The 17,675-nt window shown below is 62.2% G+C and carries 19 protein-coding genes; 12 read left to right on the top strand and 7 right to left on the bottom strand.

The window, feature by feature from the left end:
* Nucleotides 1-1,149 (bottom strand): acyl-CoA dehydrogenase family protein, encoded by a 1,149-nt coding sequence (locus NKK47_RS19145; RefSeq protein WP_352577889.1) that lies wholly within the window; start codon nucleotides 1,147-1,149, stop codon nucleotides 1-3.
* Between the two features lie 104 nt (nucleotides 1,150-1,253).
* Nucleotides 1,254-2,189 carry a LysR family transcriptional regulator gene (locus NKK47_RS19140; RefSeq protein ID WP_352577888.1) on the bottom strand — a complete coding sequence of 312 codons (936 nt, stop codon included), beginning with the start codon at nucleotides 2,187-2,189 and terminating at the stop codon, nucleotides 1,254-1,256.
* A 101-nt stretch (nucleotides 2,190-2,290) separates the two neighbouring features.
* Between NKK47_RS19140 and NKK47_RS19135 the strand changes: the two genes are divergently transcribed.
* The 5 genes from NKK47_RS19135 (at nucleotide 2,291) to NKK47_RS19115 (ending at nucleotide 6,287) form a co-directional block, all read left to right on the top strand.
* On the top strand, nucleotides 2,291-2,863 hold the full coding sequence (locus tag NKK47_RS19135) for a thiamine pyrophosphate-binding protein (protein ID WP_352577887.1): 573 nt from the start codon (nucleotides 2,291-2,293) through the stop codon (nucleotides 2,861-2,863).
* A 5-nt stretch (nucleotides 2,864-2,868) separates the two neighbouring features.
* Nucleotides 2,869-3,456 (top strand): thiamine pyrophosphate-dependent enzyme, encoded by a 588-nt coding sequence (locus NKK47_RS19130; RefSeq protein WP_352577886.1) that lies wholly within the window; start codon nucleotides 2,869-2,871, stop codon nucleotides 3,454-3,456.
* An 8-nt stretch (nucleotides 3,457-3,464) separates the two neighbouring features.
* On the top strand, nucleotides 3,465-4,943 hold the full coding sequence (locus NKK47_RS19125) for an aldehyde dehydrogenase (RefSeq protein ID WP_352577885.1): 1,479 nt from the start codon (nucleotides 3,465-3,467) through the stop codon (nucleotides 4,941-4,943).
* Nucleotides 4,944-5,040: 97 nt separating this feature from the next.
* Complete coding sequence (locus NKK47_RS19120; protein WP_352577884.1) at nucleotides 5,041-5,820, top strand: SDR family NAD(P)-dependent oxidoreductase; 780 nt, start codon at nucleotides 5,041-5,043, stop codon at nucleotides 5,818-5,820.
* 20 nt (nucleotides 5,821-5,840) lie between these two features.
* Complete coding sequence (locus NKK47_RS19115; protein WP_352577883.1) at nucleotides 5,841-6,287, top strand: VOC family protein; 447 nt, start codon at nucleotides 5,841-5,843, stop codon at nucleotides 6,285-6,287.
* A gap of 78 nt (nucleotides 6,288-6,365) precedes the next feature.
* Here NKK47_RS19115 and NKK47_RS19110 read toward each other — a convergent pair whose 3' ends face one another.
* From NKK47_RS19110 to NKK47_RS19100, 3 genes are all read right to left on the bottom strand, one after another.
* Nucleotides 6,366-7,274 carry a dihydrodipicolinate synthase family protein gene (locus tag NKK47_RS19110; protein ID WP_352577882.1) on the bottom strand — a complete coding sequence of 303 codons (909 nt, stop codon included), beginning with the start codon at nucleotides 7,272-7,274 and terminating at the stop codon, nucleotides 6,366-6,368.
* A 25-nt stretch (nucleotides 7,275-7,299) separates the two neighbouring features.
* Nucleotides 7,300-7,953, bottom strand: coding sequence for a GntR family transcriptional regulator (locus NKK47_RS19105; RefSeq protein WP_352577881.1), 654 nt, complete (start codon nucleotides 7,951-7,953; stop codon nucleotides 7,300-7,302).
* Nucleotides 7,954-8,062: 109 nt separating this feature from the next.
* A complete protein-coding gene (locus NKK47_RS19100) occupies nucleotides 8,063-9,241 on the bottom strand; it encodes an NAD(P)/FAD-dependent oxidoreductase (protein WP_352577880.1) in 1,179 nt (392 codons plus the stop codon).
* Nucleotides 9,242-9,423: 182 nt separating this feature from the next.
* On the opposite strand from NKK47_RS19100, the gene NKK47_RS19095 reads away from it, so the two are divergent.
* The 5 genes from NKK47_RS19095 (at nucleotide 9,424) to NKK47_RS19075 (ending at nucleotide 13,668) form a co-directional block, all read left to right on the top strand.
* Nucleotides 9,424-10,626 (top strand): pyridoxal phosphate-dependent aminotransferase, encoded by a 1,203-nt coding sequence (locus NKK47_RS19095; protein ID WP_352577879.1) that lies wholly within the window; start codon nucleotides 9,424-9,426, stop codon nucleotides 10,624-10,626.
* Nucleotides 10,627-10,700: 74 nt separating this feature from the next.
* Nucleotides 10,701-11,084, top strand: a complete 384-nt coding sequence (locus tag NKK47_RS19090) for an acetyl-CoA carboxylase biotin carboxyl carrier protein (protein ID WP_352577878.1) — start codon at nucleotides 10,701-10,703, stop codon at nucleotides 11,082-11,084.
* Nucleotides 11,085-11,089: 5 nt separating this feature from the next.
* On the top strand, nucleotides 11,090-12,463 hold the full coding sequence (accC, locus tag NKK47_RS19085; RefSeq protein WP_352577877.1) for an acetyl-CoA carboxylase biotin carboxylase subunit: 1,374 nt from the start codon (nucleotides 11,090-11,092) through the stop codon (nucleotides 12,461-12,463).
* On the top strand, nucleotides 12,453-12,848 hold the full coding sequence (locus NKK47_RS19080; protein WP_352577876.1) for an acetyl-CoA carboxylase biotin carboxyl carrier protein: 396 nt from the start codon (nucleotides 12,453-12,455) through the stop codon (nucleotides 12,846-12,848). Before accC ends, NKK47_RS19080 begins: the two co-directional genes overlap by 11 nt.
* A gap of 37 nt (nucleotides 12,849-12,885) precedes the next feature.
* Entirely contained in the window at nucleotides 12,886-13,668 is a 783-nt protein-coding gene (locus NKK47_RS19075; protein WP_352577948.1) for a LamB/YcsF family protein, read from the top strand.
* Nucleotides 13,669-13,716: 48 nt separating this feature from the next.
* Here NKK47_RS19075 and NKK47_RS19070 read toward each other — a convergent pair whose 3' ends face one another.
* On the bottom strand, nucleotides 13,717-14,706 hold the full coding sequence (locus NKK47_RS19070) for a quinone oxidoreductase family protein (protein WP_352577875.1): 990 nt from the start codon (nucleotides 14,704-14,706) through the stop codon (nucleotides 13,717-13,719).
* On the opposite strand from NKK47_RS19070, the gene NKK47_RS19065 reads away from it, so the two are divergent.
* Complete coding sequence (locus NKK47_RS19065) at nucleotides 14,705-15,694, top strand: LysR family transcriptional regulator (protein WP_352577874.1); 990 nt, start codon at nucleotides 14,705-14,707, stop codon at nucleotides 15,692-15,694. The two genes, NKK47_RS19070 and NKK47_RS19065, sit on opposite strands and share 2 nt — an antisense overlap.
* Here NKK47_RS19065 and NKK47_RS19060 read toward each other — a convergent pair.
* Nucleotides 15,687-16,715: a trans-3-hydroxy-L-proline dehydratase gene (locus tag NKK47_RS19060; protein WP_352577873.1), complete on the bottom strand. Its 1,029-nt coding sequence runs from the start codon at nucleotides 16,713-16,715 to the stop codon at nucleotides 15,687-15,689. The genes NKK47_RS19065 and NKK47_RS19060 overlap by 8 nt on opposite strands.
* 155 nt (nucleotides 16,716-16,870) lie before the next feature.
* Between NKK47_RS19060 and NKK47_RS19055 the strand changes: the two genes are divergently transcribed.
* On the top strand, nucleotides 16,871-17,530 hold the full coding sequence (locus NKK47_RS19055; protein ID WP_352577872.1) for a helix-turn-helix domain-containing protein: 660 nt from the start codon (nucleotides 16,871-16,873) through the stop codon (nucleotides 17,528-17,530).
* Nucleotides 17,531-17,675 lie beyond the last annotated feature (145 nt).

The following is a 17,675-nucleotide window of genomic DNA, read 5'->3' as shown; positions in this document are numbered from 1 at the left end:
CTAGTAGGAACGCGGTAGGCCAAGCACGTGCTCGGAAAGGTATGACAGGATGAGGTTGGTCGAGATCGGCGCCACCTGATAGAGACGCGTCTCGCGGAACTTGCGCTCGATGTCGTACTCTTCCGCGAAACCGAACCCGCCATGCGTCTGGATGCAGACATTGGCGGCCTCGTTCGAAGCATCTGCCGCCAGCATCTTGGCCATGTTCGCTTCGGCGCCGGGGTTCTTGCCGGCCTCGTAGAGGTTCACCGCCTCGCGCACCATCAATTCGGCTGCCCGCATGTTGGCGTAGGCCCTGGCGATCGGAAACTGGATGCCCTGGTTCTGGCCGATCGCCCGACCAAATACATGCCGTTCCTTGGCATAGGTGCTTGCCTTGTCGATGAACCATTTCGAATCGCCGACGCATTCGGCGGCAATCAGGATCCGCTCGGCGTTCATGCCCGAGAGGATGTAGCGGAAGCCCTTTCCCTCTTCGCCGATCAGGTTTTCGGCGGGCACGCGCAGATCGTCGAAGAAGACTTCCGTTGTGGCATGGTTCATCATGGTGCGGATCGGCCGGATGGTGAGGCCGTTGCCAACGGCTTCGCGCATGTCGACGATAAGGACGGAGAGGCCGTCGGTCTTCTTCATGCCGTCCTTGAGCGGCGTGGTCCGCGCCAGAAGCAGCATCAGATCAGAATGCTCGGCGCGGCTGGTCCAGATTTTCTGGCCCTTGACCACGAAATGATCGCCATCGAGCCGCGCGGTGGTCTTCAGCGCCCCCGTGTCGGTACCGCTGGTCGGTTCGGTGACGCCAAAGGCTTGCAGGCGCAATTCTCCTTCGGCGATCTTCGGCAGGTATCCCTGCTTCTGCGCTTCCGAGCCGTGGCGAAGGAGCGTGCCCATCGTGTACATCTGGGCATGGCAGGCACCGCCATTGCAGCCGGCGCGCTGGATTTCCTCCAGCACGGCAGCGGCAGCCGAAAGCGGCAGTCCAGAGCCACCATAGGCCTCCGGGATCAGGATCGAGAGCCAGCCGGCCTCCGTCAACGCTTCCACGAATTCACGGGGATAGGCCATGTCCCTGTCGAGGACGCGCCAGTAGTCTCCGGGGAAGCGGGCGCACAGCTTGGCGACGGCATCCCGAATGTCCTGGTAGTGTTCCATGAGGTCGGTCCGGCTTTTCGTCTTGCTGCGGCCTAACTATCGCGCCTCCACGTCCCATCCGCAATGCAAGGCAGGCGTGAGCAGATATAACGAAATTCAAATGCTTATGGCGGAGGACCGAGAAGCTGGCCAACCCAGACGGCCCGCCCGACAAGGTCCTTGGCAATGTCCTCTATCGTCTGTCCGGCAAACCGCGCCAGCCGCGAGGCAGGCCGGTCCGCCGGGTAGGCAAGGACCAAGCGGCGCACGGGCACGGGATCAATCAGCGGCGCGGCGGTGAGCAGCCCCGCAGCCACGTCGGCATGGATGGGAGCGAGCGGTAGGATCGTCCAGCCATGGCCGTTGCGCACCAGGTCCTTCAGCGCCGAATACGAGTCCGCTTCGATGCCGACATCGAGCGTGATGCCGGCATCCGTGGCGCAGCGTTCGACGATGATGCGCAGTCCATGCTTGATGCTGGGCAACAGCAGGCGCTTGCCGGCGAGCGAGGCGAACGATACGGCGCGCACGGTTGAAAACCCCGCGTCCGGCGGTCCGATCAGGAAGAGGTTTTCCAAAAGCAGCGGGCGCGAGCGCAGCGAACGTGCCATGCGCGGGTCGTAGAGCACCGCGACGTCCACTTCGCCCCGGTGCAGCCAGTCCAGCAAATAGCCTGTGTAGGCGCTGACAAGTCTGAGCTTGGCCTTGGGGTGAGCCTTGCCGAAGGCGGCAGCCAGTGGCATCGAAATAATGTCGGCAACGGTGGGTGGCAGGCCGATGGCCACCTCGCCGGTCAGCGGCGCGTCGGCGGGCGTGGCTGTGGCGCGGATCTCGTCGATCTCGGCCATCACGCGCATGGCGTGCGTCAGCACCTCCTTGCCTTGCTCGGACAGCACCATGCCGCGTCCGTGGCGCAGGAAAAGGGCAAAACCCAGCTCCTCCTCCAGCATGCGCACCTGCCGGCTGAGCGCCGGCTGCGCAATGCGCAGCCGGTCGGCAGCCTTGCTGAGGCTGCCGAGTTCGGCGACGTGGATCAGGGTCCGTAGCTGTGATAACTCCATGAGCTATCGAATATCATTATATCTGATCACGAGAAAGAGACGAAGATTGGATCGGCCAACCGCTGTAACCTGATGCCAGTCCAATATCTCGGAGATCCAAGGTGACGGCGAGCGTACAAGCAAAACCTCCGGAAGCAGCAGCACTTGCGGCCGCTGCGACGGCACCTGAAAAGCAGTGGCCGGATCAGGTCTATGACGTGCTCAAGGCTGCCGGCATCAGCCACATGTCCTATGTGCCCGATGCCGGCCATACCACATTGATCCAACGCTTCAGTGAGGATCCCGAGGTCGTCACCAATGTGCTGACGACGGAGGAGGAAGGCATCGCCATCGCCGCCGGCTCCTGGCTCGGCGGCAAGCGGAGCGTGGTGCTCATGCAATCCTCAGGCGTCGGCAATTGCATAAACATGTTGTCGCTTCCCGTGCAGGCACGCTTTCCCTTGCTCGTCCTGGTGACGATGCGCGGCGAATGGGCCGAGTTCAACCCGTGGCAGGTGCCGATGGGGCAGGCGACTGAGGCCTCGCTGAAGGCGATCGGCCTCAGGGTGCTGCGCGCCGAGACCGGCCCCGACCTCGTGGAGACGGTGGCGCAGGCAGCCCTGATGGCTTTCGATGCCGACCAGCAGATCGCCGTGCTGATCGGGCAGCGGCTGCTCGGCAAGAAGAAGTGGTGAGTGACATGAATTTACCGACGATGGACCGCCGGGTTGCGGTGAAGAAGCTGCTTGACGCCCGCGACGGCGCCTTGGTCGTGACCGGTCTCGGCTCGCCGAGCTACGACGTGCATGCCGCCGGTGCCCGCAACGACAACTACTATCTGTGGGGTGCCATGGGCGGCGCGGCACTGATCGGCCTCGGGCTTGCCCAGGCCCAGCCCGACAAGCGGGTCATGGTGATTACCGGAGATGGCGAACAGCTCATGGCGTTCGGTTCGTTGGCGACGATCTCGGTGGCGCGGCCGAAAAATCTCGACCTGATCGTGCTCGACAACCAGCATTTCGGCGAGACCGGCATGCAGTCCAGCCATACCGGCAAGGGCATTGGTTTCGACAAGGTCGCAGCCGCCTGCGGTTTTTCGAAAACCGCCGAGCTGCGCACGCTGGAGGAGGTCGACGCACTCTGTGAAAAGCTTCGTCGCCCGGCCGACGGTCCACGCCTTTTCGTGCTGAAAATCACTGCCGAAAATCTGCCGCGCTCGCTGCCGCCGCGCGACGCCGTCGAGGTCAAGAACCGCTTTCGCGCCCATTTGGGCTTCGCAACCTGTTGAGGGCCGATATGGCGTTGGTCAGTTTCCAGAACACGGTCGGCGGTCGGCTCCAATCGATCGCTGATACATTCGAGAGCCATGATCCTTTTACCGGCAGACCCTGGGCGCTGATCCCGCGCGGTGGCGAGGCCGAGGTGGACGCCGCTGTGGCGTCGGCCAAGGCGGCTTTCCGATCGAAGGAATGGGCTGGCATCACGCCCACCGCCCGCGGCAAGCTGCTTGTGCGGCTGGCTGAGCTGATCGCCGACAACGCGGATCGCATTGCCGCCATCGAGACGCGCGACAACGGCAAGCTGATCACCGAAATGACCGCGCAACTGCGCTATATCCCGGAATGGTTCCGCTATTTCGGCGGTCTTGCCGACAAGATCGAAGGGTCGGTTCTGCCGATCGACAAGGCTGGCATGTTCGCCTTTACCCGCCACGAGCCGCTGGGTGTCATTGCGGCCATCGTGCCCTGGAATTCGCCGCTTTTGCTTCTGACCTGGAAGCTCGCTCCGCTGCTGGCGGCCGGCAACACCGTCGTCATCAAACCGTCGGAACACGCCTCCGCCTCGACGCTGGAGTTCGTGAAACTGTTTGCGCAGGCAGGCTTCCCGCCCGGCGTGGTCAACACCGTTACCGGCATGCCGCAGGATGTCGGCGTACCGCTCGTCTCCCACCCCGACGTCGCCAAGATCGCCTTCACCGGCGGCGAGCCTGGTGGGGTCGCCGTCTATCGAGCCGCTGCCGAGCAGCTCAAGACCGTGACGCTGGAGCTCGGCGGCAAATCGGCCAACATCGTCTTTGACGACGCCGATATCGAGAGCGCGGTCAACGGCGCGATCTCAGGCATTTTCGCGGCCAGCGGCCAGACCTGCATCGCGGGTTCGCGCCTGCTGGTGCATCGCAAGATCCATGACCGGTTCGTGGAGGGCGTCATAACGCTGGCGGCCAGTGCTCGATTGGGCAATCCGGCGCTGGCCGAGACGCAGGTTGGGCCGATCACCACACAAGCCCAGCGCGAGAAGGTGCTGTCCTATCTCGGCATAGCGCGCCGCGAGGGCGCGCTATGCGTGCTCGGTGGCGGCAAGCCTGCGTCCAGTGAACTGGCCGAGGGCTGGTTCGTCGAGCCGACCATCTTCACCGGCGTGAACAACACCATGCGGATCGCGCGTGAGGAGGTGTTCGGGCCGATCCTGTCCGTCATCCCCTTTGACGACGAGGACGAGGCCTTCGCCATTGCCAATGACAGCCCCTATGGGCTGGCGGCCGGGATATGGACCAGCGACATGGGCCGGGCGCTGCGCGGCGCGGCCGCGATGGAAGCGGGGATGGTCTGGATCAATTCATACCGTGCCGTCTCCTACATGGCGCCCTTCGGCGGCTACAAGAGGAGCGGTATCGGGCGTGAAAGTGGGCAGGAGGCCATCAATTCCTATCTGCAGACCAAGACGGTGTGGATAGACACCGCTGGCAAGACCGCCAATCCCTTCGTTATCCGCTAGGCTAGGCTTCGGTGGGAGAATTATCCCTATCCGTGGCCAAGCTCGGCCCATCGCTCCCTGAGATGGTGGCCGACTTACAATGATCGAAGGACTGGACATGAGACAGGCAGGCAAGGTGGCGGTTGTCACAGGCGCGGCGCGCGGCATCGGACGCGCTTGCGCGGAACGCTTTCTGGCCGAAGGCGCGAAGCTCGTGCTCGGCGACATCGATGCGACGGAACTGAGAAAATGTGCCGCCGAAATCGGCACCCCCGACAGCGTCCTGGCGGTCGTTACGGATGTCAGCAAGAAGGATCAGGTCGATGGGCTGGTTGCGGCGGCGGTGGCGAAATTCGGCCGTGTCGACATCATGGTCAACAATGCCGGCATCGCTCCGGTCCAGGACTTTCTCGACATCACAGAGGCGGACTACGACAGGGTTCTCGCCGTCAATCTGAAGGGCGCGTTTATGGGCACCCAGGCCGCAGCCCGCCAGATGATCGCGCAAGGTGGAGGCGGTGTCATCATCAACATGTCCTCGATCAATTCAGGCCTCGCCAACCCGCGCGTCGCCACCTACGCGATCTCCAAGGGCGGCATGAACCAGGTCACCAGCACCGCGGCGGTCGCCTTTGCTCCGCATGGCATCCGCGTGGTCGGCGTCGGGCCGGGCACAATCGCGACGGAGATGGTCATGGACGGGGCCTTCATCGACTCGGAGGAAATGCGACGAGCGATCCTTTCGCGCACACCGCTTGGGCGTCTAGGCACCCCCGCAGAGATCGCCGCCGTCGTAGCGTTCCTGGCCAGCGACGACGCTTCCTATATCACCGGCGAGACGATCTATCCCGACGGAGGGCGCCGCGTGCTGAACTATACGGTCCCGGTCAAGGAGTGAGAAGAATGGGGAGTGAGCACATGGGCAACTTCGACAAGCTGCATCACATCTGCATCGTCGTGCACGATATCGACAAGGCGCAAGCCTACTATGACTCCATCGGCATCGGGCCGTGGGAGGCTTATCCACCGCTGGCCGAATACGAAGAACTCCAGGTGCCGAGCCCCGACGGTTTCAGGGCGATGCAATACCGGATTTGCAACCTGCCGAACATTCAGCTGCAACTCTGCCAGCCAAGCCATGACCCTTCACCACAGCGCATTCAACTCGACACCAAGGGCGAGGGCGTCTTCCATATCGGCTTTGAAGTCCGTGACGCGGACGCAGCCGAAACCAAGGCGCAAACTGACGGACTTTCCGTGCTGATGCGCGGGCGGCGGGAAAACCGCACCGGCTTCACCTATTACGACACAGCCGATAGTGGGGGCGTCGTGTTGCTTACCCGCTCCACACCTCCAGCTAAATAGCGGCGCTCGAGTCGTACCAACTGGCAGGTGACTCGGTCGCGCCACGATCGCCTTCGCGGAATCAAATCAGGAGATCGATCAAGCTGTTTTTCTGGCGCGATCCGCCAAGGCATTGATTGCTTGCTGTATAATTGAGACGACGTGGTCGCGCTCCTTCCCGATGAGCGGCAAGCGTGGGGCCCGGGTCCATTCCGGCGCTCCATAGACGAGGTTTTCGGCAAGCTTGATGTATTGGACCAGCTTGACGTGAGTATCGAGATGGAATGACGGCGTCAGAATGCGATAAAGCGAGCGCGCCTCCGGAAATCTGTCCTGTGCGCAAAAGTTGAAGAGCTCGACGCATTCTGCCGGCCAGACATTGGTCATACCCGAAACCCAGCCAGCCACGCCGAGGGCCGAGCTTTCGACGATCAGATCGTCCACGCCACAAAAAATACTGAAGCGGTCATCGAACGCGACATGCAAATCAGTGACTCGTCGAATGTCACCCGACTCTTCCTTAATGCAGACGATCTGCGGTGTGTCGACAAGTTCCCTGAGAACTTCGACGGTCACGTCGACCCCGTACGCGATGGGGTTGTTGTAGATCATAATCGGCAGTTGCGATGCGCCTGCGATTTCCTTATACCACTCCACTGTCTCACGCGGGTCGGTCTTGTAGGCGAGGCTCGGAAAGACCATCAGGCCTTGGGCGCCCAGAGATTTGTAAAGCCTCGCATTTGCCGTTGCACTGCCGAGGGTGATCTCGGCAAGGCCCGAGAGAACGGGCACGCGACCTGCCACCACTTCCACGGCACGACGAATGACGGCTTCACGTTCGACAAGGGTCATCGAGGCGTTTTCACCCAGCATTGGAAGGACGATCACACCAGACACGCCGTTTCTCACGAGCCTATCGATACTGTTCGCCGTAGCCTCGAGGTCTACGCTGCCATCCCGAGTGAGCTTGGTCGTCACCGCGGGGAACACTCCAGACCAATTTGCCATCGCCTCGTTCCCCGTCCGCTTGCGATCAACTGCCCCGAAGTTCCTGAAGCCGGTCTACCAGGAATTTGCCGCTGGTGATGATATGCATTTCCAAAAGGCCAACGGAGCGCAGTGTGTCCTTGGCTTCGCACAGGTCTATGAGCTGCCAGTGGTCGCGGTCGGACTGGGCCTGTATCTCGGTGAGCGTCACCATCATGCGCGTGTAGCGTTCCAGTTGCTGGTAGATGCGCCCGACCAGTTCGATCGTCGCCTTGCGACCGGACGGCGCATAGAGCGCGGCGTGGAAGTTCCAGTTCAGCTGGTTCGAGTACTCACCTGTCTTGCCCTGTTCCTGATGCTGTTTCGCACGTTCGCGGGCCAGCGCGAGGTCGGCGTCCGTCATCCTTGGAATGGCAAGCGCAAGTAGCCATGTTTCAATCCGGGCCCGCAATTCGTAGAGCTCGAGGATCTCGTCAAGGGAGATGGAGGTGACGACAGCTCCCTTATGGGAAACCAGGGTGACGAAACCTTCCGAGTGAAGCTGATGGAGCGCCTCTCGTACCGGAATTCGGCTGACGCCGAACTCTGTGGCCAGATGCTCCTGTCGCAACTGGAAGTTGGCTTCGTATTCGCCGATCAGAATCTTCTGCCTGATGGCATCGGCTACCTGGGTCGAGATGGTCTTTTTCTGTACGAGCATGAATGAGCCTGGGGAGCGGCCGCCTTGTATACTGAATGCGGCGCCGTTTGATGGAAGAAGCGGACGCATAGCACCCTTGCCCTTCCGATGCCATGCCGTCCGTTTCGCGTCAGTAGACATGTTCTTCGATGGGCTGGTTGGCGGCGATCCGATCATAGCGAAACGCCGACAGGTCGATAGAGCGATACTCGCCATAGGCGATCAGGTCACTGACGCCCGACCCGGTCGCCGCCGCGTGCATCATGCCGTGGCCGCTAAAGCCGGTGGCGAATACAAAGTTCGAGATCTCGGGATGGCGACCGATGATGCCACTGTGATCGAACGTATTGTACTCGTAGAGCCCTGCCCAGGCGCGCAGCATCCGCAGTTGTTCGAACCCAGGCACTCGATGGGCCAGCGCTGGCCAGATCACCTCGTCGAACAGTTCGTAGTCCACATCCAGTCCAAAATCGTCTGGCTCGTTCTCGCGCACCGGCGGAACGCCGCACAGGAACAGCTGGCCTTCCGGCCGCAGCCAGAAGCCGCTGGTGTCGAAAACGAAGGGGCAGTTCTCGATCCTTGCCGGTGTTTCGAAGACGAAGACGCAACGCTTGCTCGGGACGACGGGCAGGTCGGCGCCGGCCATCTTGGCGATGCCCGCGCTCCAGGGTCCGGCCGCGTTGATCACCGTGCCGGCGGCAAGCCGTTCGCCATTGTCCAGCACCACCTCACCAACCTTTCGGGGAGAAGCCATGGTCAGTCCCGTTACGGTCGCGGCAAGATAGTCCACGCCCTGTGCGCGCGCCTTTCGCCGGAATGCCTGCATCAGGCCAGGGCCATCGAACCAGCCTTCGCTGCCGAGGCCGAGTGAGCCGAGGGCGAGATCGTCGGTGTTGAGCCAGGGGAAGCGTCGCGCCAGATCGACCTGCTCGATCAATTCCGCATCAACGCCCATGCCGCGCTGAACGCGGTTCTTGGCCCGTTGCGCGTCTGCCCGCTCGGGCGTCGCCAGTATGAGGTAACCTGGCTCATGTAGTCCGATGTCCGCCAACTCGTCGCCAATGGCAAGTCGCGTCTTTGCCTGGCGCAGGAAGTCAATGCTGAATTGCGACATGGCGATGTTCGGCGCAGTGCCGAATTGCTGGCGTATGGCGCTGGTCGACAATGAGGACGAGGAGGCCGTGTAGTAGGGATCCCGCTCGATCACCGCGACCCTGCCACCGAAATCCGGATTGGCTGACAGGAAATAGGCGATCGAGCTGCCGACAACACCTCCGCCGACGATCACCACATCATAGTTTGTGCCCATTCTGACCGTGTTCCTTATCTCGATGTTATTCGTGGCGACGAATGATTGGATACTTTCCTCTGTCGGGCCACCTCCAGAACGACACATAACCCGGACTTCGACGCAGAAAAAGGGGTTTGACGCGAAAATCAGAATACATTATCCAATCTGTGCCAAATATCTGACATGCTGAGGATTGTTCCGTGGGCCTCATTGCTCCCCGTCTCGACGTCGTCAAGCCAAGCCCCAGCATGGCGGTCACCGCGCGGGCAATTGAAATGCGTTCGCCCGGCATCGACGTTGTCAGCCTGAGCGCCGGCGAGCCGGACTTTCCGACGCCGCCGCACATCATCGAGGCTGCCTATCAGGCCATGCTCCGGGGCGAGACGCGCTATACGGCGGTGGACGGCACGCCTGCGCTGAAGAACGCGGTGGCCGAGAAATTCAGGCGCGAAAACGGCCTCGACTTCAAGCCGTCGCAGATCACTGTCGCGGGCGGCGCGAAGCAGATCATCTACAATGCCTTGCTGGCAACGCTCGCCCCGGGTGACGAGGTGGTTGTTCCCGCGCCTTATTGGGTCTCCTACACAGACATCGTTCTGCTCGGGCAAGGCAAGCCCGTGGTCGTTCCGTGCACGGAGGCCGAAGGCTTCAAGCTGACACCGCAGGCCTTGCGAGCCGCCATCACCGGGCGCACGAAATGGCTGCTCCTCAACACGCCCTCCAATCCGACAGGCGCCGTCTACAGCCGTGACGAACTCGCCGGACTGGCCGTCGTGCTCCTCGACCACCCACATGTCCACGTGCTGACCGACGACATCTACGAGCACATCCTGTTCGACGGACGCACCTTCCATACCATCGCCGGCGTCGAGCCGCGGCTGAAGGATCGCACACTGACGGTCAACGGCGTGTCGAAAGCCTATGCCATAACCGGCTGGCGGATCGGCTATGCAGGCGGGCCGGAACCGCTGATCCGCGCCATGGCGACCGTGCAGAGCCAAAGCACGTCGAACCCGTCATCCATCTCGCAGGCCGCGACCATAGCCGCACTTGAAGGTCCTCAGGACTTTCTTCGCCCGCGGGCGCTCGAATTCCAGGCGCGGCGCGACCGCGCTCTGGAGCTGCTGCGCAAGGTTCCCGGCCTCACCTGCCAGACGCCCGAGGGCGCCTTCTATCTCTATCCCAATTGCTCAGCCCTGATCGGCCGTCGCCGCCCGGATGGCATTCCCATCGGCAGCGACGACGACTTCTCGCTTTACCTCCTCGATCAGGCGCGGGTCGCGGTGGTGCAGGGCTCAGCCTACGGCCTGTCGCCGCATTTCCGCATTTCCATAGCCACGTCGATGGACCTGATCGAAGAAGCGATCGGGCGCATCGCCGAGGCTGTCGAAGCGCTGCGATAGGGCCGGCGATGGATCTCGACTTCGTCCACAAGCTGATCGAATTTGTCTCGCGTTCGCCCATTGCCGAACTGGAGATGGAGCGCGACGGCGTTCGCATCCGCATGTCCAGGCAGGCGGCGCCCGCGCAATCCACGTCGCAGGCGCAGCCTTCGCCGCAGCCAGCCGCAGGTACCGCCGCCTCCTCAAATTCGGCTTCGACAGCTCCGTCTATCGCGCGGCATACGATCCGCGCACCGCTCTCGGGCGTGTTCTACCGTTCTGGCACCGAAGGCGAACCGCCGCTGGTTTCGGTTGGCGATGTGATCGAGGAAGGGCAGAAGATCGGCGTCCTCGAAGCCATGAAGACCTTCAACGTCGTGGAATCCGATCGCGCTGGGCGGATCGTCCAGATCGCGTTCGACGACCATGCCGCCGTGCAGTCCGGCGACGTGCTGTTCGTTCTCGAAGATTTGGGCTGAGGGCGATGTTCGATACCGTCCTTATCGCCAACCGCGGTGAAATTGCGCTGCGCATCCTGCGAGCCTGCCGCGATCTCGGATTGAAGACGGTGGCGGCGCATTCGGAAGCGGATGCGAGCCTTCGCCATGTCGCGCTGGCGGACAAGGCAATCTGCATCGGACCGGCTGCCGCGACGGAGAGCTATCTCAACATCGCCGAGATCATCGCGGCTGCGCAACTCACCGGCGCGGGCGCGATCCATCCGGGCTATGGTTTCCTCTCGGAAAACGCCGCCTTCGCCGAGGCGGTCGAAAACGCCGGCCTTATCTTCATAGGGCCGTCCGCGGCGGCGATCCGCACCATGGGCGACAAGGTCTCCGCCAAGCGGACGATGATCGCTGCTGGCGTTCCCTGTGTCTCGGGCTCGGAGGGGGCGCTGCCTCAGGACGAGGAGGCGGTGCGCGCCATCGCCGAGGCCATCGGCTATCCGGTCATCGTCAAGGCGGCGGGTGGCGGCGGCGGGCGCGGCATGCGTATCGTGCGCGATGAGCGCTCGTTGATAGAGGCCGTGTCGATGGCGCGAGAGGAAGCCGGCCGGGCCTTCAGCAACCCGCAAGTCTATCTGGAGAAATTCCTCGAGCAGCCGCGCCATATCGAGATCCAGATTCTGGCGGACAAGCACGGTACAGCGGTCTGGCTCGGTGAGCGCGATTGCTCCATGCAGCGCCGCCACCAGAAGGTCATCGAGGAAGCTCCCGCGCCGGGCATCGCCCGCGCGGCGATCGCCGAGATCGGCGAGCTCTGCGCCCGCGCATGCCTGACCATCGGCTATACCGGTGCCGGTACGTTCGAGTTCCTCTACGAGGACGGGCGCTTCTCTTTCATCGAGATGAACACCCGCGTGCAGGTGGAGCATCCGGTCACCGAACTCGTCACCGGCATCGATATCGTGCGAGAGCAGATCCGCATCGCTCGCGGCGAACCGCTGTCGTTCAGCCAGGAAGACATCCGCATTCAAGGCCACGCCGTCGAATGCCGCATCAACGCTGAAGATCCCTACAGCTTTCGGCCGCATCCGGGCCGGGTCGAGCGCTGGACGCCGCCCGGTGGTCCCGGTATCCGCGTCGAATCGCATCTCTACTCCGGCTACACCGTGCCGCCGCACTACGATTCGCTGGTGGCCAAGCTGCTGGCGCATGGCGCGACGCGGGCAGAGGCGATCCGGCGCATGCGCGGTGCATTGGCTGAGATGGAAGCTGTCGGCATCGCCACCAACGCGCCGCTGCACGGCATCCTGATGGAGGAGCCCGGCTTCGCCGCCGGAGGCTTCGATATCCATCACCTCGAACGTCTCATTGAAGGCGGTCTGCTCAAGCGACGAGGCGGCGATGACGATTGAGGAGATCGAAAGGCTGGCCGCCTGGTGCGCAAGCGCCGGTATCGCCGAGATCGAACTGGCGGAGGCCGGCTTTTCGCTGCGCCTGCATATGCAGTCCGTTATTGCCTCGATACCCGTGGCTGCGGCCGAAGTGCCGAAGGCCGGAACGGTTTTCAAGGGTGTGCGCGCGCCCGGCGTCGGCGTGTTCCGTCTCGATCACCCAACCACCGGCCGCCCGGTTGCCGAACCTGGCCAGACGGTCTGCAAGGGCGAGACGATCGGTGTCCTGCAGGTCGGGCCATGCCTCAAGGCCGTCCTCGCGCCGGCAGACGGCGTGCTGGGCGCGGCGCTGGCCGAGGACGGAGCGGTCGTCGGTTACGGCACGCCACTCTACGAGCTGATGTGAAGGCAAGGCGATGGTTCAAACCACTGAGGAAAGCGCCATGGCGGCCAAGGGATTGCAGGTCGATATCAATTCCGACATGGGCGAGGGTTTTGGAGCCTACAGGCTCGGCGACGATGCGGCGATCCTCGATATTGTCAGTTCCGCCAATGTGGCCTGCGGCTTTCATGCCGGCGACCCCGAGATCATGGCGGCCACGTTCTCGATGGCGCGCGACAAGGGCGTCGCCGTTGGCGCACATCCGAGCTTCGCCGACCTGTGGGGATTCGGACGCCGTATCATCCCGCATTCCCCAAGCGAGATCGAAAGGCTGGTCGCCTACCAGATCGGCGCGGCGCAGGCGCTTTCCACCTATGCCGGCCACCCAATCCGGTACGTGAAGGCGCATGGAGCGCTTGGCAACCTTACCCAGACCGACCGCGGTGTTGCCGAAGCCGTGACGCGCGCGGTCAAGGCCGTCGATCCCGGCCTGATCTGCCTGGTCATTGCATTGGGGTTTCAGGACAGGGGTGCGCGCGACGCGGGCCTGACGGTCAGATCCGAGATCTTCGCTGACCGCGCTTACACGGAGGAAGGCTTTCTTGTCTCGCGCAAACTGGACGGAGCGGTCATCCACGATGCCGAGAAGGCGGCGGAGCGGGTCGTCCGGATGGTCAAGCAAGGCGCCATCGAGACGATTTCCGGGCAGATGCTGCAGACACCAATCGATTCGATCTGCGTGCATAGCGACACGCCGGCGGCCGTCACCATCGCCGCGCGCGTTCGAGCCATGCTGGAAGAAAGTGGCGTGTCGATCAGGGCGTTCGCCGGCGCAAACCAGTAGCTTGAGTTCTCCGGGAAGCGCGGACCTTCCTGGGGATTCTGACTCCCGTCAGGGAACCAGAACCACCGAGCCCGTCGTGCGCCGCGCCTCGAGATCCTCGTGCGCCTTGCGGGCATCGGACAGGGCATAAGTCGTGACACCGGATGCCCGCAACACTCCGGCCTCCATCGCCGCGAACAGGTTCCGCGCCGCAGCCTCGTATTCCGCGCGATTGGCAGTGTAATGCGCGATCGAAGGCCGGGTGACGTAGAGCGATCCTTTTGCCCCCAACGAGGCTACACTCAGCGGCGGAATCGGGCCTGAGGATTCACCGAAGCTGACCAATGTGCCGCGCGGCCGCAGGCAGTCGAGCGACTTCGTGAAGGTCTCGGCCCCGACCGAGTCATAGGCGACATCCACTCCCTTGCCGCCGGTAATCTCGGCCACCCGGGCCTGAAAATCTTCCTCCGTATAGATGATCACATGTTTGCAACCGTTAGCCAGTGCCACTTGCGCCTTCTTGGCCGAGCTGACCGTGCCGATGACCGTCGCGCCGATCTGGCGCAGCCATTGGCAGGCGATGGAGCCGACCCCGCCCGCCGCCGCGTGGAACAGCACGGTGTCGCTGCTGGCCACTGGCACGCAACGGTGGATCAGGTATTCGACCGTCAGCCCCTTGAAGGCCATTGCCGCGACCTCGGTGCTGTCCAGTGACGCGGGCACCGCAAGGGCGCGGCCGGCGGGCAAGTTGCGGAAGGTGGCATAGGCGCCAGGTGGGCCGCCGACATAGGCAACACGCTGGCCGATGGCAAAGCCCGTGACGCCCTCGCCCAAGGCGGTGATCGTGCCGACGCCTTCGACTCCAAGGCCGCTTGGCAGCGCCAGCGGCGCGGCGAAAACACCCCGGCGGTGATAGACGTCGATGTAGTTCACGCCGATGGCCAAATGGCGGATCTGGATCTCTCCCGCAGCGGGATCGGGCAGCGTGTGGGGCTGCCACCTTAACACATCGGGTGCGCCAAATTCGGAAAATCGGAAGGCTTCGGTTTCGGCTGTCATGATCCTGCCTCGCAAGGTTTCGGCACGAATTGCCTTGCTTTTTCGCTGCAGTCGAGAAACCTTTCCGCAATCCGATCTTCCGAAAATGAAAAGCCGCATGGATTGGAACGATCTGAAATTCTTCCTCGCTGTGGCCAACGCGCGCACTCTCAGTGCGGCTTCCAGCCAGCTTGGCGTCAGCCCCTCCACCGTCTCCCGCCGGATCGAGGCGCTGGAGGCGTCGTTGCAGGTCAAGCTGTTCCGCCCTCACCGTGACGGCTATGACCTGACAGCGGCCGGGCGAGATCTGCTGGCACCAGGCGAAAGGGCCGAGGCGCAGATGCGCGTCTTCGAGCGTACGGCGCGTGAGAAAGACAACGATCTGTCCGGCCCCGTTCGCCTCGACGTGCCGGAGCTTCTTGGGCAAGAGATTCTGCTGCCCGGGCTCGCAGGATTCCTGCAAAGCCATCCGGATATCCGGATCGAGATGCACTCCAGTGTTCGCCCGGTGCGACTGACCGGAGAAGAGGCCGACATCGTCCTGCGCCTGATCCGGCCTGAACGCGGCAGCTACCGGCAGCGCAAGCTGGGACGGGTCGCTTTCGGTATCTACGCCTCATCGAGTTACATCGCTTGCCACGGCACCCCCGCCAGCCCGGCCGACCTGCACCGCCATCGGGTGATCGGCTGGACCGAGGACCTGCGCTACCTGACCATGGCGACCTGGCTGGAGGTGCTATGCCCCGGCCTGCAACCAGCCCTGCGCCTGTCCTCGTTGAACGCGCAGATGGCGGCGGTGAAGCACGGTCTGGGCATGGCCGTGCTGCCCAGTTTCGCCGCCGAGACGATTGGTCTGCTTGCGGTGCTGCAAGACGCACCGAAGCTAATGCCAGACCTCTGGATGCTGGTCCACGAACACGCAACCGTCCTGCCGCGCGTGCGGCTGGTCAAGAGTGCCTTAGTCGATGTGCTGGCTCACTTCGCGGGTCTTGAGGCTCGGCTCAGATGAGTTTTGGCCAGGTGTCGGAGAGCCTGTAGCCGCCCGGAAATGGATCGTCCGGATCAAGCATGTGCTGCATGGTTCCGGTCACCCAGGCTCGGCCGGCGATGGTTGGAATGATCCCGGCTCGGTCGCCGACGATGCATTCCGCCTCGATGCTGCATTCAAACTCCGTTCCAATGATCGACCGGCCGATGAAGCGGTCACCAGCTTTCATTTGACCCCTGGTGTGAAGCAGAGCCATGCGCGCCGAGCAGCCGGTGCCCGTCGGCGATCGATCCAACTTGCCCGGGCTGCACACGACGGTGTTCTTTCCGGTCAGGATGCCGGCCTCGATTTCCACCGGATTGGTGAACTGGCAAAAGGAAATGTGATCCCAGGCGTTGGTCGGATGTTTGAAGCCGATCTGCTCATTGGCGGCAGTTGTAATCTTCATTGCCGCCTCGGCGATGTCGCGGGCCTCGTCCGGCTCGATGGCGAAGCCGAGCGACTTCGCATCGACAACGACAAAGCTGTCGCCGCCGAAAGCTGTATCCACCGTCAGCGTCCCCAGCCCCGCCACTTCCAGTCTCACATCCAGTTTGTCGGCAAAGGATGGAAGGTTGCGAACCTTGATCTTCTCAGCCTTGCCGCCCTTGCACGAGGCCGTGATTTCGACAAGCCCGCCTGGCGCTTCGAGAATGAAGCGCGTTTCCGGCTCCTGCATCGGTAAGATGCCCGTGTCGAGCAGAACCGTCGCCACGCAAATCGAGTTCGAACCCGACATTGGTGGCGTGTCGTTCGGTTCCATGATGATCCAGCCCATAGCGGCCTTGGGGTCAACGGGAGGAACAAGCAGGTTCACGTGACGAAAAATGCCGCCACGCGGTTCGTTGAGAACAAAATTTCGCAAGACCTGATCCTTGGCAATGAAACGCGATTGTTCCCAGATCGTCTTTCCAGGCGGAGGCGCGACGCCGCCGACGATGACATCGCCCACCTCTCCCTCTGCGTGGCATCCAACGATATGAATGGACTGCGAGCTTCGCATTGGTGTTCCTTATCATAGTTCAGAGCCACACGTCGGCCTGCTGATGTCCTCGGGATTGAAACCGTCTTGCATCTTTTACAACGATTATAACGATTCCCAACCATGTTCCTATAGGCTATGTTAATTGACGAAACGAAACTCATGGGAAAGAGCCAATGACAAGCATCATGAGGTCGGCAGATATCGCGAAAGAACTATCGGATGCCAACCTTGGAGAACGTGTGCGTGCGCTTCGCGCCGCAGCGAATCTGACCATCAAGGATGTAGCTGGCGGCTCGGGTCTTTCCGCTTCGACAATTTCGAAGATTGAAAACAATCTACTTTCGCCCACCTACGAAAGTATCATCCGTCTTGCGCGCGGGCTCGACGTAGATATTTCCGATCTTTTCTACGATGGCAAGAAAGAGCTGCCTTCGGGGCGTCGTTCGATAACCAAGTCTGGTCAGGGTATCCAGTTTCGAACGAAGAATTATGACTATGAAATGCTTTGCACCGATCTAATCGGCAAGAAGATGATCCCGATCAGAACTCGTGTCAAAGCCCGGGAAGTCCGTGACTTTGGGCAGCTCATCCGTCACAACGGTGAGGAAGTGCTGATTGTGCTGAGCGGTTCAATCGTCCTCCAAACCGAGTTCTATGCACCGATCATATTGGAAGCGGGAGATAGCGCCTATTTCGACAGCACCATGGGCCACGTCTGCCTTGTTAACGGTGATGCGGACGCAGAGATCTTTTGGGTCTGCACAGGTGCCGATGTCATAGATCTAGTGGAATCCGCAGCCAGCAATACCGCCGAGGGTGCCATAGCGGAGTAACCGCTACCGCTGTGAAGATGTCGAGAAGGACGCTGCGCTCCGGGTACCGCAAGTGCCTAGCCGCCTTGATGCACGGCGATGAGGTTTTGGCGGCCTGAAGCGGCGATGTGGCCGCTGTTGGGCGCTTTTCCGCGAACCTCGTCAG

This window comes from Mesorhizobium sp. M0019 (assembly GCF_040323975.1).
GTDB lineage: Bacteria > Pseudomonadota > Alphaproteobacteria > Rhizobiales > Rhizobiaceae > Mesorhizobium.
This window is presented reverse-complemented; position numbering and strand designations above follow the sequence as displayed.